This window comes from Pseudomonas laurylsulfativorans (assembly GCF_002906155.1).
In the GTDB taxonomy this organism is placed as follows: Bacteria; Pseudomonadota; Gammaproteobacteria; order Pseudomonadales; family Pseudomonadaceae; genus Aquipseudomonas; species Aquipseudomonas laurylsulfativorans.
In genome coordinates, this window is the sequence record NZ_MUJK01000001.1 from 378,734 (window position 1) to 393,650 (window position 14,917).

At 57.8% G+C, this 14,917-nt stretch carries 18 protein-coding genes; 8 read left to right on the top strand and 10 right to left on the bottom strand.

The genetic code is table 11. The features are described 5' to 3' along the window. Nucleotides 1-38: 38 nt before the first annotated feature. Nucleotides 39-1,106, bottom strand: a complete 1,068-nt coding sequence (locus B0D71_RS01715; protein ID WP_103393185.1) for an NAD(P)H-dependent flavin oxidoreductase — start codon at nucleotides 1,104-1,106, stop codon at nucleotides 39-41. Between the two features lie 174 nt (nucleotides 1,107-1,280). After that, entirely contained in the window at nucleotides 1,281-1,586 is a 306-nt protein-coding gene (locus B0D71_RS31645) for a hypothetical protein (protein WP_240635655.1), read from the bottom strand. A gap of 179 nt (nucleotides 1,587-1,765) precedes the next feature. On the opposite strand from B0D71_RS31645, the gene acuI reads away from it, so the two are divergent. Next, nucleotides 1,766-2,749: an acrylyl-CoA reductase (NADPH) gene (acuI, locus tag B0D71_RS01725; RefSeq protein ID WP_103393186.1), complete on the top strand. Its 984-nt coding sequence runs from the start codon at nucleotides 1,766-1,768 to the stop codon at nucleotides 2,747-2,749. On the opposite strand, the gene ada is transcribed toward acuI, so the two are convergent. From ada to B0D71_RS01745, 5 genes are all read right to left on the bottom strand, one after another. Next, nucleotides 2,750-3,814 carry a bifunctional DNA-binding transcriptional regulator/O6-methylguanine-DNA methyltransferase Ada gene (gene ada / locus B0D71_RS01730; protein WP_103393187.1) on the bottom strand — a complete coding sequence of 355 codons (1,065 nt, stop codon included), beginning with the start codon at nucleotides 3,812-3,814 and terminating at the stop codon, nucleotides 2,750-2,752. Nucleotides 3,815-3,901: 87 nt separating this feature from the next. Continuing rightward, nucleotides 3,902-4,582, bottom strand: a complete 681-nt coding sequence (gene alkB / locus B0D71_RS01735) for a DNA oxidative demethylase AlkB (RefSeq protein WP_103393188.1) — start codon at nucleotides 4,580-4,582, stop codon at nucleotides 3,902-3,904. After that, nucleotides 4,572-5,276 (bottom strand): 2OG-Fe(II) oxygenase, encoded by a 705-nt coding sequence (locus B0D71_RS01740; protein WP_103393189.1) that lies wholly within the window; start codon nucleotides 5,274-5,276, stop codon nucleotides 4,572-4,574. Before B0D71_RS01740 ends, alkB begins: the two co-directional genes overlap by 11 nt. Nucleotides 5,277-5,393: 117 nt before the next feature. After that, a complete protein-coding gene (locus B0D71_RS31365; protein WP_165798673.1) occupies nucleotides 5,394-5,561 on the bottom strand; it encodes a hypothetical protein in 168 nt (55 codons plus the stop codon). Nucleotides 5,562-5,592: 31 nt separating this feature from the next. Then, complete coding sequence (locus B0D71_RS01745; RefSeq protein WP_007912251.1) at nucleotides 5,593-5,895, bottom strand: DUF1883 domain-containing protein; 303 nt, start codon at nucleotides 5,893-5,895, stop codon at nucleotides 5,593-5,595. A gap of 201 nt (nucleotides 5,896-6,096) precedes the next feature. Between B0D71_RS01745 and B0D71_RS01750 the strand changes: the two genes are divergently transcribed. Continuing rightward, nucleotides 6,097-6,453, top strand: coding sequence for a hypothetical protein (locus B0D71_RS01750; RefSeq protein ID WP_103393190.1), 357 nt, complete (start codon nucleotides 6,097-6,099; stop codon nucleotides 6,451-6,453). 72 nt (nucleotides 6,454-6,525) lie between these two features. Continuing rightward, the gene (locus tag B0D71_RS01755; protein ID WP_085725803.1) at nucleotides 6,526-6,756 is read left to right on the top strand and encodes a hypothetical protein; all 231 of its coding nucleotides are present in this window, start codon (nucleotides 6,526-6,528) and stop codon (nucleotides 6,754-6,756) included. Between the two features lie 11 nt (nucleotides 6,757-6,767). On the opposite strand, the gene B0D71_RS01760 is transcribed toward B0D71_RS01755, so the two are convergent. Both B0D71_RS01760 and B0D71_RS01765 read right to left on the bottom strand, forming a co-directional pair. Beyond that, nucleotides 6,768-7,049, bottom strand: coding sequence for a putative periplasmic lipoprotein (locus tag B0D71_RS01760; RefSeq protein WP_103393191.1), 282 nt, complete (start codon nucleotides 7,047-7,049; stop codon nucleotides 6,768-6,770). A 137-nt stretch (nucleotides 7,050-7,186) separates the two neighbouring features. After that, a complete protein-coding gene (locus tag B0D71_RS01765) occupies nucleotides 7,187-7,375 on the bottom strand; it encodes a hypothetical protein (RefSeq protein ID WP_103393192.1) in 189 nt (62 codons plus the stop codon). 289 nt (nucleotides 7,376-7,664) lie between these two features. Here B0D71_RS01765 and galU point away from each other — a divergent pair, with 289 nt between their 5' ends. The 3 genes from galU to gorA all read left to right on the top strand — a co-directional run bounded on the left by galU (nucleotide 7,665) and on the right by gorA (nucleotide 12,060). Further along, nucleotides 7,665-8,504: a UTP--glucose-1-phosphate uridylyltransferase GalU gene (galU, locus tag B0D71_RS01770; RefSeq protein WP_007975949.1), complete on the top strand. Its 840-nt coding sequence runs from the start codon at nucleotides 7,665-7,667 to the stop codon at nucleotides 8,502-8,504. Nucleotides 8,505-9,070: 566 nt separating this feature from the next. Further along, complete coding sequence (locus B0D71_RS01775) at nucleotides 9,071-10,594, top strand: MFS transporter (protein ID WP_103393193.1); 1,524 nt, start codon at nucleotides 9,071-9,073, stop codon at nucleotides 10,592-10,594. A gap of 107 nt (nucleotides 10,595-10,701) precedes the next feature. Further along, a complete protein-coding gene (gene gorA, locus B0D71_RS01780; RefSeq protein ID WP_103393194.1) occupies nucleotides 10,702-12,060 on the top strand; it encodes a glutathione-disulfide reductase in 1,359 nt (452 codons plus the stop codon). Here gorA and B0D71_RS01785 read toward each other — a convergent pair. Then, complete coding sequence (locus tag B0D71_RS01785) at nucleotides 12,057-13,067, bottom strand: DNA-binding protein (protein WP_103393195.1); 1,011 nt, start codon at nucleotides 13,065-13,067, stop codon at nucleotides 12,057-12,059. The two genes, gorA and B0D71_RS01785, sit on opposite strands and share 4 nt — an antisense overlap. A gap of 178 nt (nucleotides 13,068-13,245) precedes the next feature. Here B0D71_RS01785 and B0D71_RS01790 point away from each other — a divergent pair, with 178 nt between their 5' ends. Next, nucleotides 13,246-14,184: a site-specific integrase gene (locus B0D71_RS01790; protein WP_103393196.1), complete on the top strand. Its 939-nt coding sequence runs from the start codon at nucleotides 13,246-13,248 to the stop codon at nucleotides 14,182-14,184. A gap of 138 nt (nucleotides 14,185-14,322) precedes the next feature. After that, on the top strand, nucleotides 14,323-14,886 hold the full coding sequence (gene ahpC / locus B0D71_RS01795) for an alkyl hydroperoxide reductase subunit C (RefSeq protein WP_007975937.1): 564 nt from the start codon (nucleotides 14,323-14,325) through the stop codon (nucleotides 14,884-14,886). Nucleotides 14,887-14,917: the final 31 nt, after the last annotated feature.

The following is a 14,917-nucleotide window of genomic DNA, read 5'->3' on the forward strand; positions in this document are numbered from 1 at the left end:
TGTCATAAAGTTGTATACAATTTCGGTGCGAGTGATGCTCAGGAGCGACGCAGCAGTCTCGCTAATCCTTCCTCGGCCAGTTGTCGAGTCAGTGCCGCGCTGGTCAAATCGACTCCGAGGGTAAATGCCTGGCCGGCCCAAAGGTTGCTGAAATCGGCTTCATCCTTGGCCCGCAACGGCATCAGCGCGCCACCGGCAAGGGGGAAGGCCGGAGCCTTGGCGCTCATCGGCCCCAACTCACGCATCACCCGATTGAGGATGCCCCGGGCCGGGCGACCGGTGAACACGTTGGTGACGGCCGTCTCGCTTTCCTTGGCAGTGCGCAACGCTTTGTGATGGGACGGGCTGACCTTGGCCTCTGGCGTGAACAGGTACGCCGTACCCACCTGCACCGCCGAAGCGCCCAGTATGAAGGCAGCGGCGACGCCTCGTGCGTCAGCGATCCCGCCAGCGGCGATCACCGGCACTTTCACTGCATCGACGACTTGCGGCACCAAGGCGAAAGTCCCCACCTGGCTACTCAGGTCATCGCTGAGAAACATTCCGCGATGGCCTCCGGCCTCAAAACCCATGGCAATGATTGCATCACAGCCATGCTGCTCAAGCCACACGGCTTCTTCGACGGTGGTGGCTGAGGACAGCACTTTCGCACCGGTGGCTTTGACCCGCTCGAGCAAGGATTTTTCCGGCAGGCCGAAGTGAAAACTCACCACTTCGGGGCGAAATTCCTCGACCACTTCACAGGCAGCATTGTCGAACGGCGCCCGGTTGGACACGGGGGTTGGCGCATCGAAATCGGCGCCCAGCTCCTTGTAGTACGGTTGCAGCAGGTTTTTCCAGTCTCGCGCGCGCTGCTCGTCAGGAGCTGGAGGTTGATGGCAGAAGAAATTGACGTTGATCGGGCGCTGGGTGTGTTGGCGGATGGTTTTCAGTTCTTCGCGCAGTTGATCGGTGCTGAGCATCGCCGCCGGCATCGAACCCAGGCCGCCGGCATTGCACGCTGCAATCACCATGGACGAGTTTGTGGCACCGGCCATCGGTCCCTGAATGATCGGCAGTTCGATCCCGAGCAGGTCAAGAATGCGGGTATCTGGCCATTGGTTCATGTGCTGTGTTCTCCGACGTTGAAACAGGGCAGGGACGGTAGAGCAGGATTTGTAACGCAACGACTGGCGCAAGGCCAGTCGTCATTTCAGCTTGCCGGTTTTCTTCAGCGTCGATGGAAGCCTCCACCGCCACCATCGAAGGAGTGATTCATCACCTGGGCAGTGTTGGCCGAATCAGCGGGTGGCCTTGTCGACCAGTGTGTGGGCGCTGAACTGCACAATGCCGTAGGTGGATTTGCCATCGGTGCCCGTGGCCTCCGCGGCAGCCCGCGCGCTCAGGGTGTAACCATCCCAACTGTCCAGTTGTGGTTGGTAAATGGTCAGTTTGGTGTCGCCGGCAGCCAGCACCTGTGGCCAGTTGGGGGACGCGGCCAGCTGATTCGCAGGAGGCTGGACGGGTTGCTCTGGTGCCGCCTGGGCGCCGCTGAGCGCAACCAGACAGAGCATCAGTAAAACGGTGAATAAACGCAGTTGAGGCATTGTCAGCTCCATCGACAAGACAGGTCCTTGCGGCATTTCAAGGTTGCGAAAAAGCATAGTCGCCGCTAATGAAAACGCCCGGCGGGTTGCCGGATTGGCTTAAAGTCGGGTACGGCAATCGGTTGCCATGTGTTATTTCATTTGCACCACAACCAGACTGATTCCATTGAGAGGCCGTAATGTTCAAAGGTATTTTGATCGACAAAGACGACAGCGGTTACCGGGCCATACTGCAAGAGATCCAGGACGATCAGTTACCCGAGGGCGATGTCACGGTGCGTGTTGGCTACAGCACGCTGAACTTCAAGGATGGCCTGGCGATCACCGGCAGCAGCCCGGTGGTGCGAAAATTCCCGATGGTGCCAGGCATCGACCTGGCCGGGGTCGTCGAGGCCAGCGGGCATCCGGACTACCAGGTCGGTGACGCCGTCCTGCTCAATGGCTGGGGCGTGGGTGAAGGGCATTGGGGAGGATTGGCGCAGAAGGCTCGCCTCAATGGCGACTGGCTGATTCCGCTGCCCAAGGCTTTTACCGCGGCCCAGTCGATGGCTATCGGTACGGCGGGCTACACGGCCATGCTGTGCATCCTGGCCCTTGAGCACAATGGCGTGACGCCTGAGCAGGGCGAAATCCTGGTCACCGGCGCCAACGGTGGCGTCGGCAGTTTCGCCATCGCGTTGCTCAGCAAGCTCGGCTACCGGGTGGTCGCGTCCACCGGGCGTACCTCGGAACACGACTACCTCAAGCAACTCGGCGCTGGCGAAATCATCGATCGCGCTACCTTGTCCGAGCCAGGCAAGCCGTTGGCCAAGGAGCGTTGGGCGGGCGTCATCGACTCGGTCGGCAGCCATACCCTGGCCAATGCTTGCGCCAGCACCAAGGCCAACGGCACCGTCGCGGCCTGCGGCCTGGCCCAAGGCATGGACTTTCCGGCATCCGTTGCGCCGTTCATTTTGCGTGGCGTGACCCTGGCCGGCATCAACAGCGTGACCCAACCCAAAGCCAAACGGGTACAAGCCTGGGATCGACTGGCCCGGGACCTGGACTTCAATCTGTTGCCGCTGATCAGTCATGAAATCGGTTTGAGCGAAGCCATCGATGCCGCGCCGCGTTTGCTTGCCGGGCAGTTGCGCGGGCGCGTGGTGGTGGATGTGAATCGCTGATTACGACGACTCGCGCTCCAGCAACTGGCGTTTGCGCTCGACACCCCAGCGATAGCCCGAAAGATTGCCATCGCTGCGCACCACGCGATGGCACGGGATCGCCACGGCCAGGCTGTTCGCGCCGCAGGCTTGAGCCACGGCGCGAACGGCTTTGGGCGAACCGATGCGCAGGGCGACGTCGGCGTAGCTCGCTGTGCTGCCGACCGGAATCTCCCGCAGCGCTTGCCAGACCCTTTCCTGAAATGCGGTGCCGCGCACGTCCAATGGCAGGTCCAGGCCAATGGCCGGCGCCTCGATAAAGCCGACGACCCTGGCAATCAATTGCTCGAATTCATGATCGGCACCCATCAAGTTGGCGCGCCGGAACTTGTCTTGCAGATCACAGACCAGTTGGTGCGGATCATCGCCCAGCAGGATCGCGCAAACTCCGCGCTCACTCTGTGCCACCAGAATCGCGCCCAGCGAGCACTGGCCAATGGCAAATCGAATGTCATTGTTTTGACCGGCGGCGCGGTAATCCCCGGGCTTCATTCCGAGCAGTTGGTCTGCCGCTTCATAAAATCGGCTGTTGGAGTTGAAGCCGGCGTCATACAGGGCGTCGGTTACCGAGCCTCCGTCTGCCAGTCGCTCGCGCACCTTGCGTGAGCGATGGGCATCGGCGTAGCCCTTGGGCGTCAGGCCGGTGACGGCTTTGAACACGCGATGGAAGTGAAAGCTGCTCAGTCCCGCCGCCTCGGCCAATTCGCCGAGGGTGGGCAGCGTTTCGGTGCTTTCGATATGACGGCAGGCAGCGGCCACGGTGGCGGTATGTTGTGCGGCGAGTTCGCTCTGATCCTTCGCCGCGCGCTTGCTCGGACGATAACCCGCGGCCCGGGCCTGTTCGGCGCTATCGAAGAATTCGACATTCTGCGGTTTGGGCAGGCGCGCGAGACTGCTGGGATTACAGTAGATGCCTGTGGTCTTCACGGCATAGACAAACTGCCCGTCAGCCTTGGGGTCGCGCGCGACCACGGCGGCCCAGCGCGGATCGTTTTCAGTGGTGATCTTGGTCGATTGGGTTGTCATGGCGTCACGTCCATTGAGGGGGTGCCTGCACAATAACCATGGGGCAATTGCCACACACTCCGGCGCTTGCGGTCAAATTCGCAGCCATTACCCAGCGGTACGGAAGGTGAAGTTGATGCGCTGCTCACCCAGTCTCGGGTGATGCCCGTCCTTGATCGGCAACACGCCGTGATAACGCAGGCGATCCACGCCACCCCAGACCACGATGTCGCCATGCAGCAGGGGAATGCGCTGGCTTTTGTCGCTGCGCGCAAAACCGCCGAACAGGAACATCGCCGGCAAGCCCAGTGATACCGAGACGATGGGCGCTGCGTAGGAATGCTCGTCTTTGTCCTGATGCAATGACATTTTTGCCCCGGGAATGTAGCGGTTGATCAGGCAGGAATCAGGCACAAAGTCGCTGAAGCCCACTGCCTGCGCCGCCGCTTGCGCCAATTGGAAAAACACCTCGGGCATTACGGGCCAGGTATGACCGGTCTGCGGATCGTGGCGGGTGTACCGATAACCGCTGCGGTCGGTGGTCCAGCCGAATGTGCCACAACTGCTCAGGGCGACCGACATGGTAAAGCCGCCGGGCGTGATCATCTGCCGAAACGGCGCAGCCACCAGCACCGTCTCCAGGGCGGGCAGCAAACGCTCCAGCCAGGGCAGGGCGAAGCCTCTGAGTACGTAGGACTGTTCGCCGATCTGTTCGCGCCTGGGCTGTTGCAAAGGTTCTGCATCGGCAAACAGATCGAAAGTCAGTGGATTCATGGGGTCATGACGCATCGTGAAAGATGATTCCAAGGGTATGCCGTTTGCCGCTGTGCAGGCGACTCACACCGTGACGCAGGGTCACGCGGTAGTAGCCGCGAGTCCCTTTGACCGGTCGCTGGTTGACGGCAAAGATCAGCCCGTCACCTTTGTTCAGGCCGATGACCATCGGGCGTGACTGCATGCGCGGGCGCTGTTCGGTCATGACAAACTCGCCGCCGGTGAAGTCTTCTTCGGGTTCTGACAGAAGAATCGCCACTTGCAGCGGGAAAACGTGCTCACCGTACAGATCCTGATGCAGGCAGTTGTAGTCCTGGGAACCGTATTGCAGCAACAACGGCGTCGGACGGTTCTGACCGGCGGCATGGCAGCGTTCGAGGAAGGCTGGATGAGATTCAGGAAAACGGTCTGGCAATCCCATCTGTTCATGCCAGCGATTGGCGATGGGCACCAGTCGTGGGTAGAGCGCACTACGCAAGCGAGCCACAAGTTCCGGCAAGGGGTAGTTGAAATACTTGTATTCGCCCCGGCCGAACCCGTGGCGAGCCATCACCACGTGCGAGCGAAAGGGCTCGTTTCGGGGGTACAAGGCGCTGATTTGTTCACATGCCTTGTGGCTCAGCAGTGACGGGATGACGGCGTAACCGTCCTGATCAAGTTGCTGTTCCAGCCGCGGCCAGTCCAGCCTGTCCAGATAGTGTTCGCTCATTGCCAGGCCTCTTGTTGTTGAGATGGCCAGTCTGGAAGGCAAGGATGACGCAGGCACTCCGCTGCTTGCGGTCGAATTGCGAGTGGGAGCCGACGTCCATTGTCGCTCCGGATCGCGTTACAACGCTTTGCTGACGCTGATTTCGCTGATGACGTCGTCTTTTCCATGAATGGCATCCAGCGCCGCTTTGGCTTCTTCTGCGGTACCGTTTTCAAGCTGGGCAAACTCGAAGCGGCGCTCACCGTTGAGTTTGTATTTGATGACGTACTTGGTCGTTTGGGCCACGGTTGTATCTGCCTGTCTTGTGTTTCGCTGATCAGCTCAGTTTTGTGCTGGAACGGCGAATGATTTTGATCGAGTGCGTCAGGGTGGGTTTGCGGGTCACGCTGATAGCGCGGCGATTCACGGTGTCGATCGTGATGTTCCAGAAACCGGTGCTTGGCGCGGTGATGCGGGCCGGAAAGGTGTCGAAGGCTCCGCCGTGATAGGTGTGACGACCGCCATTCTTGAAGCTGCGGAAGTTGGCGTCGTTCATTAAACGGATGTTGCACATTTGGGAGCATTGAATGACGACAATGTCGTCCTCATTGAGGTGCTCGCGCTGATGGATAAATTTCATGAGGCGCCTCCAGAAGGGCTTTTTCTACAAAATCAAAACGATAGCATGGGCGATTGGCGCAGTTTATCAGCCCGAAGGCCTTATTATCCGGCCACTTTGACAATTAAAAACGCTAATTTCACGTTTGGTGAGCGATAAAGCAGTTTGCCTCGGAGAAAAAACGCATCTGCGTTGTCCGAGCCTCTTTATCGGAGGTTTTGTATGAAGTGGGGTTTGTGGGTTCTTTGCCTGACGGTGTTGGTGAGTGGTTGTGCGAACGTCTCCGATATCAATGAGTCGCTGCCGACCATGAGCGTGATTTCTGGCAAGAAACCCCATGAGTATGCGCAATGCCTCAGCGAAAAACTGGCTGACAGTCGTGGCGCCTTGCAAATCGAGCCGCATAAAGAGGGCTTGCGTGTGATCGTGCCGCTCAAGTATTCCTCGGGGCCGTCTGCCGTATTCGACATTGAAGAGCGTTCGGGCGGCAGCAGCATCAAGCTGCACGAGAGCATGTCCAATGTTCCGGTGCGTCCAAAGGATGTACAGAAGGCTGCCACCGAGTGCATTTCCGGCTGATAAACTATCGACAATCAGCACCGATGCCGCCAAAGCCTGGCTTTGGCGGCATCGTTATTTCTGGAGTCGAATATGAAGCGTGAGCAGGTCCGGGAACGCCATGCAGAGGGGTTAATCTCTGCCACCCATGTGATTCAGAATCCGGCGGAGCGGGGGGAATGGATCGTGTTCTTCAAGAAGAGCGCCGGGCGCAGCTATTTCCTGGTGGATGACAATGATGAAGTCGAGTCCTTCAGTCGCCTCGATGACCTCATCGACACCGTGCGCGGGCTTGGAATCAAATTCGCCGAAATCCATATGTAGGGCGCGGCACCTTACTTGCAGATCACCACGACGTTGCGGCTCTTGTAGTTGCCGACGTCGGCGCCGAGTGTCTGGTCGCTCTGCTTGAGCGCGGGTGTGCCATCGGTACCGACAATCTTGTAGCCGGTGCCTGCACAGGACGCATCAGCCTTTTCGTAGCACGCAGCCCAGGAGTTGGCTTCCCCGGAGCAATCAATCGACAGGCCTTGCTCTCCGTTGGCCAGGTAGGTTTCTTTCGACGTTGCGCAGCCAGTCAGGGCCAGTATTGCGATCAGGGGCAAAAATTTTTTCATGGCGTGGTCGTCGTCAGGGTAGTGGGCTAAGGCTCAGACAACGTCGCAGGCAAAAGGTTATAGCTATAGGCCACGTCTTTGCATTTATTCATAAAAAAGCCCTGCGCAATGACAGGGCTTTTCGCGTTGGACGTCGATCAGTTCTTGTCCTTGCCGCGTCGCTTGGGTTCCGGGTGCTCCAACTCCAGCACCGAAGCCACCTCGATTGCCAGGGCTTCGGAAGGGAAAGGTCCGGCGATATTTTCACCGGCGACACTGGCCACCCACCATTGACCGTCTTTCACCTTATTGATCAGGAATCCATTGACGCTTTTTGCTTCCGACATCTATTTGCCTCATTGTCTGGTTCAATCGCGCCATGATACCGGCAAACGTACGTAACGGGTGCGGATGGGCGTAGGGTAGGTCGTCGCTGGTCAGTAAAAACCGTGCAATTACGCAAGTTTCTGCTATGTATAAGAGGTTGCGCAGTGACCTGTGCAACCGCGCAGGGAACTATCGGCAAGAATAATTCTCTATGTTGGCATCAGTTAGCCAGCGCGGGGCATTGTAAGGTGCACGCCGCCTGATTAGACTGCGCCGAAACTCGTACACACAGCCCTTTCAAGGACTTTTATGATCAAGAAATGCTTGTTCCCAGCAGCCGGTTACGGTACTCGCTTCCTGCCAGCGACTAAAGCCATGCCCAAAGAAATGCTGCCGGTGGTGAACAAGCCACTGATCCAGTACGGCGTCGAAGAAGCACTGGATGCCGGCTTGAACGAAATCTCCATCGTTACCGGTCGTGGCAAGCGCGCCCTGGAAGACCACTTCGACATCAGCTACGAGCTGGAAAACCAGATCAAGGGCACCGACAAGGAGAAATACCTGGTCGGCATCCGCCGCCTGCTGGACGAGTGCTCGTTCTCTTACACTCGCCAGACTGAAATGAAAGGTTTGGGCCATGCGATCCTGACCGGTCGTCCGCTGATCGGCGACGAACCGTTCGCCGTGGTGTTGGCGGATGACCTGTGCGTCAACCTGGAAGGTGACGGCGTACTCAAGCAGATGGTCAAGCTGTACAAGCAGTATCGCTGCACCATCGTCGCGATCATGGAAGTAGACCCGCAAGAAACCAGCAAATACGGTGTGATTGCCGGCGACCTGATTGGTGACGACCTGTACCGCGTGCGCAACATGGTCGAGAAGCCAAAGCCGGAAGATGCCCCATCGAACCTGGCGATCATCGGTCGTTACATCATGACGCCGGACATCTTCAGCCTGATCGAACAAACCGAGCCAGGCAAAGGTGGCGAGATCCAGATCACTGACGCCCTGATGAAACAGGCGCAGGATGGTTGCGTGATTGCCTACAAATTCAAAGGCAAGCGTTTCGACTGCGGTGGCGCTGAAGGCTACATCGACGCGACCAACTTCTGCTTCGAGAACTTCTACAAGACGGGCAAGGCTTACTGATAGCTGGCGACCTGTTGTAGAAAAGCCACCTTTCCAGACTGTGTGAAAACACGCTGATGAAGGTCTAAGCAAACGCCCCGACTTGTTCGGGGCGTTTGCTTTTGTGCGGGCTGAACCCGCTCAAATTAGCGAAAGTAAGTATTGTCTGACATCCATCGCCAGAGTTTTCGAGAGAAAATCCTGATTGTCTGGTTGCAGTGGAAAAATGAGTTTTCGGCTTCCTGGTAACGTTTGTATTAAATGTGATGGTCAGTAGGTGCGTTGCTTTACTGGCCAAATATTTGGTTCTTCACACAATCCCGGGAAACACAGATAACGCAATACCTGTAGGAGCCGGCTTGCTGGCGATGGACTCAAGTGCGTCGCGTTTATCCAGTTCATACGCATTATCGTTAACGACCATCGCTGGCAAGCCAGCTCCTACAAAAGACCGCGTCCGAGTCGAAAATGAAGTGACCTCCAAACTAGTGAAATCCCCAAAAATATAAGCCCGAAATGTGTGTAGAGATCGACTCTCGGGGCAAGGAAGCTGCCTTGATTTTTTATGAGTAAAAGGAATTTCGTAGATGGCGTTAACAGGATGTGAGACGCAACGCAGATCAAAACGTTGGTTAGGCCTAGGCGTGCTGATGCTGCCTGTCTTGCTGGTAACAGTTGACAATACGGTACTTGGATTCGCGTTGCCCAAGATCGCCGAAGCGCTGCGTCCAAGCGCTAGCCAGCAGTTGTGGATGATCGATGCCTACTCGCTGGTATTGGCGGGGTTGCTGGTGTCGATGGGTAGTCTGGGAGATCGAATCGGACATCGTAAGTTGTTGCTGGTCGGGTCTTTGGGATTTGCCATTATTTCGGTGCTGACGGCGTACTCCGATACCGCTGCGCAGCTGATTGCCGGGCGAGCGTGTATGGGTGTTTTCGGTGCAATGCTAATGCCCTCAACGCTGGCGTTGATACGTTCGGTGTTCGATGACCGAGAAGAACGCAGACTGGCAGTCGCGATCTGGGCAACGACGTTGACGGTTGGCTCGGCACTCGGTCCTTTGGTGGGAGGGGTGTTACTAGAATTCTTCAGTTGGGGGTCGATTTTCCTGTTGGCGGTGCCCGTGTTGGTGCCGCTGCTGATATTGGGGCCAATGTTGTTGCCCGAATCCGAGCGAGATGCTTCAGGGCCGCTTGATCCAATTAGCATCTTGCAATCGATGCTTGCCCTTGGTGCCATCGTTTATGGCATTAAACACAGTGCCAGTATTGGTATCGACTGGATGGCAGTGACAGCATTCGCAGCAGGCGCAGTTGCGGGCTGGATGTTTGTGCGTCGACAGTTACGTCTGCCAGTGCCGCTGATGGACCTGAGTCTGTTCCGCAGTGGCACCTTTAGCGGATCTGTCGCGATCAATTTGATGAGTCTCGCGTTTCTCGTCGGCTTCGTATTCTTTACCACTCAGTTCCTGCAGATCGTTCTTCAGATGTCGCCCTTGAGTGCTAGCCTCGCGTTGATTCCTGGTCAGGTCACGGCGATTGTAGTGGGGATGGCGGTCGTGCCTGTCGCACAACGATTACAGGTGCATGTGCTGATACCGATTTTGATGGCGTTTGCTGGAGCGGCGTTTTTGCTGGTCGCCAGCATGGGCAGTAGCCTGACCGTCCTGGTGGTGGCTTTTGCCTTGCTGAACATTGGCGTGGGCGCGATCGCGACGGTGTCCAATGATGTGATTTTGTCAGCCGCACCACCGGCAAAGGCGGGCGCCGCGTCGGCCATTAGCGAAACGGCCTATGAAGTGGGCGTAGTTTTGGGGACGACAGTGCTCGGCGGTGTCGTCACCGCCTACTATCGAGGCGCATTGCAGCTTCCGGAGTTCCTGAGCGAAGTGCAGATGATGTTGGCGAGCGAGACGCTGTCTGGCGCCTATCATGTGGCGGCAGACTTGTCGGGTGACCAGGCAAGGGAATTGATGGCGCAGGCGGGAAAGGCATTCGAAGGTGGAATCGGTTTGGTTTCGTGGCTGACGTTCAGCTTGGCACTCATGGCGATTTTGATTGCCTGGCGCACTCTGCGGACACCGAAAACACAATCCGCGGAGGGGCATTGATCGAAAACGGACATTGGGCAGCACATCGCACGGCCCGAGCATTTCAGCACAATGCTTGCTCAGCGGCCGTCCGCAGGTATGCTGTTGGCCTGCCGAGGAGATTGAAAATGGCCTACGATTTTGACCTTTATGTGATTGGCGCCGGTTCCGGCGGTGTGCGGGCTGCGCGGTTTGCTGCCGGGTTTGGCGCGAAAGTGGCGGTGGCTGAGAGCCGCTACCTGGGCGGCACCTGTGTGAACGTCGGCTGCGTGCCGAAAAAATTACTGGTCTACGGTGCGCACTTCGCCGAAGACTTCGAGCAGGCCTCCGGTTTTGGCTGGAGCTTGGATGAAGCGCAGTTCGACTGGGCGACGTTGATCGCCAACAAAGACCGCGAGATCAATCGCCTTAATGGCATTTATCGCAACCTGTTGGTCAACAGCGGTGTGACCTTGCATGAAGGGCACGCGAAGATCGTCGATCCGCATCAGGTCGAGATCAATGGCGAGCGCTATACCGCCAAAAACATCCTGATCGCCACCGGTGGCTGGCCGCAGATTCCGGAAATCCCGGGACACGAGCATGCCATCAGTTCCAACCAGGCGTTCTTCCTTAAAGAGCTGCCCAAGCGGGTGTTGGTGGTGGGCGGTGGCTACATTGCGGTCGAGTTCGCCGGGATTTTCCACGGTCTGGGCGCACAGACCACGCTGCTGTACCGCGGTGAACTGTTCCTGCGCGGCTTTGACGGCTCTGTGCGCAAGCATTTGCAGGAAGAATTGACCAAGCGCGGCATGAATCTGCAATTCAATGCGGACATCGAGCGCATCGACAAGCAGGCCGATGGCAGCCTGAAGGTCACGCTCAAGGATGGTCACCAATTGGAAGCCGATTGCGTGTTCTACGCTACGGGTCGTCGTCCGATGCTGGACAATCTCGGGCTGGAGAACACTGGGGTCAAGCTCGACAAGAAGGGCTTCGTCGAAGTCGATGAGCTGTATCAAACCGCCGAGCCGTCGATCCTGGCGCTGGGCGATGTGATCGGTCGTGTTCAGCTGACACCGGTTGCCCTGGCAGAAGGCATGGCGGTGGCGCGACGCCTGTTCAAGCCAGAGCAGTATCGTCCGGTGGATTACAAGATGATCCCGACGGCGGTGTTCAGCCTGCCGAACATCGGCACCGTTGGTTTGACCGAGGAAGAGGCTCGCGAAGCCGGCCACGACGTGCAGATCTTCGAAAGCCGCTTCCGGCCGATGAAGCTGACCCTGACTGAATGCCAGGAGCGCACGCTGATGAAGCTGGTGGTGGACGCCAAGACCGACAAAGTGTTGGGTTGCCACATGGTCGGTCCGGATGCCGGTGAGATCGTCCAAGGTCTGGCGATTGCCTTGAAGGCCGGCGCCACCAAGCGCGACTTCGACGAAACCATCGGGGTGCACCCGACGGCCGCCGAAGAATTCGTCACCATGCGTACGCCGGTCGCCGGTTAATTCTCCTTCGCTGCGTCTGCCGCTGCCGCAAGGGTCGCGGCCAGACGTACGCGTTCTTCCAGGTCCGTGCGGGTCTTGGCCAAATCAATTTCCAGTGCCTTATTGAGCTGCGACTGCTCATCGACGTTCTGTTTGAGTGCCTGGCTTTCCAGCAGGGCGACGCGCAGGCGTTCCTGGAGGAGGGTGCGCTCGCTGTCGACGCGGGTGGCCTGTTCCAGTAGCTGATCCTGGCGCGTATTGCTTTGCTTGAGCTGTTCTTGCAGCAGGCTCAACTCGCGCAACGTACCACGGTTTTCGGTCAGCAAACGTTCATTGTCGCGGTGCAACTGGGTGATTTCATCCTGACGCACCAGCGCGCTTTGTTGCGCCTGGCGCAGCTCCATCTGTATCTGTTGCACCTGGCCTTCATGGCGACTCATTTCCTGTTCGCGTTGTTCCTTGACCGCATTACGGTAGTGCTCCAGCGCGTCGCGAGTGTGCAGGTGTTTTTCTTCAAGGGAGCGGATCTGCTCGTCCTTGTCTTTCAGGCGTAGTTCGAAATCGGCCAGCGCCTGGTTCAGTCCGGCGTTGCGGGTTTGCTCCGATTGCAAACTGGCGCGAGTTTCCTGCAGCGCTTCGGACTCCTGAGTCAGTGCCAGGCTCTGAAATTCGTATTGCTGGTGCAGTTCGCTGTTGGCCTCCTGCGCTTCGCCGAGCTGGTTCTCCAGCGTCTTGCGTTGTTCTTCGTACTGCGCGCGCGCCTGGTCGATAGGTTCTTGCGCCTGCTCCTTGAGTCTTTGTGCGAGCCGCGCCACCAGTGCCATCAGTTCGTCGTCTATCGGCTCTGCCGGCGCTTCAGCCGGTTCGTTCCTGTCATCGAGCTCTTTTAGATAGCGATGGATCGTGGTTTTCGAACCGGTATTGCCCATCTCGATCCGTACGGCATCGATGCTGGGGTTTTCGCCGCGAGCGAGGATCGCCAACCGAGCGGCTTGCACCACCGCTTTATTTACACCGCCGCGTGCCATGAGATCTCCCGGGTTTTGATGATGTGGTATGTACCACGTAAATACATATTGTACCATTCAATCTTTAAAGTTAAATGCTGAATGATATTGACACGGGATATACTGGTATTACCCCGTGTGATGAGCCAAGTACCGGTTTTTGACCCGGCAAAGCGGTATGAATTCAAGAGTTGACCCCATGACCGAGCTGGATCGTTACCTGCAGGCTGCAACGCGCGACAACACTCGTCGCAGCTATCGCGCGGCCATCGAACACTTTGAGGTGACATGGGGCGGATTTCTGCCGGCCACCAGTGACAGCGTGGCGCGTTATCTGGTGGCGTATGCCGGGGTGTTGTCGATCAATACGCTCAAGTTGCGGCTTTCGGCATTGGCGCAGTGGCACAACAGCCAGGGCTTTGCCGATCCCACCAAGGCACCGGTGGTGCGCAAGGTGTTCAAGGGCATCCGCGCGCTGCATCCGTTCCAGGAAAAACAAGCCGAACCGCTGCAGCTTCAGCATCTGGAGCAGGTGGTCAGTTGTCTGGAGCAAGAAGTGCAAACCGCCAGGGCCGAAGGCGACCGACCGGGTTTGCTGCGGGCCAGGCGCGACATGGCATTGATCCTGCTGGGCTTCTGGCGCGGCTTTCGTAGTGATGAGTTGTGCAGGCTTCAGGTGGAGCACGTTCAGGCCAGCGCCGGTTCCGGCATCAGTCTCTACCTGCCGCGCAGCAAGAGTGATCGCGACAACCTCGGCAAGACCTATCAGACGCCGGCCTTGCAGCGCTTGTGTCCGGTGCAGGCTTATATCGACTGGATCACCGAGGCAGCACTGGTGCGTGGGCCGGTCTTCCGTGGTATCGATCGCTGGGGGCATTTGGGTGAGGAGGGATTGCACGCCAACAGTGTGATTCCGCTATTGCGCCAGGCGTTGACGCGTGCGGGGATCGCCGGCGAGCTCTACACCAGCCACTCCTTGCGCCGTGGCTTTGCGACCTGGGCTCACCAAAGTGGCTGGGACTTGAAGTCCCTGATGAGTTATGTGGGCTGGAAGGACATGAAGTCGGCCATGCGCTACATCGAAGCCAGCCCGTTCCTCGGCATGGCGCGCATCACAGAAAAGTCCGTGTCACCCTAGATACCGTTTTCTTCTATTAATACAGCTGACTAATAGCGAAAGCCAATCAGCAGCATCAGGTTTGCCAATGAGCCTTCCGTTCGTCGAGTGGGTAAAGTTCTCTCCATCAACTTCTTAACCCCTGACGGAGAGTCAACGATGCCTATCATCAACAGCCAAGTTAAACCGTTCAAAGCTGACGCATTCAAAAATGGCGACTTCGTAAAAGTCTCGGACGCTGACCTGAAAGGCAAGTGGTCGGTGGTGTTCTTCTACCCGGCCGACTTCACCTTCGTCTGCCCAACCGAACTGGAAGACCTGGCTGACAACTACGACGCGTTCCAGAAGCTGGGCGTCGAGATCTACAGCGTTTCCACCGACACCCACTTTGCCCACGCTGCCTGGCACAACACTTCGCCAGCCATCGGCAAGATCCAGTACACCATGATCGGCGACCCGACCCACGCCATCTCCCGCAACTTCGACGTGCTGATCGAAGAAGCTGGTCTGGCTGACCGTGGCACCTTCGTGATCAATCCTGAAGGCCAGATCAAGATCGTTGAACTGAACGACGGCGGTGTAGGCCGTGACGCTTCCGAGCTGCTGCGCAAGATCAAGGCTGCCCAGTACGTTGCCGCTCACCCGGGCCAGGTTTGCCCAGCCAAGTGGAAAGAAGGCGAAGCCACTCTGGCTCCGTCCCTGGACCTGGTCGGCAAGATCTAAGTCTGTGATCGCTACATCAGGGCGGAACTCC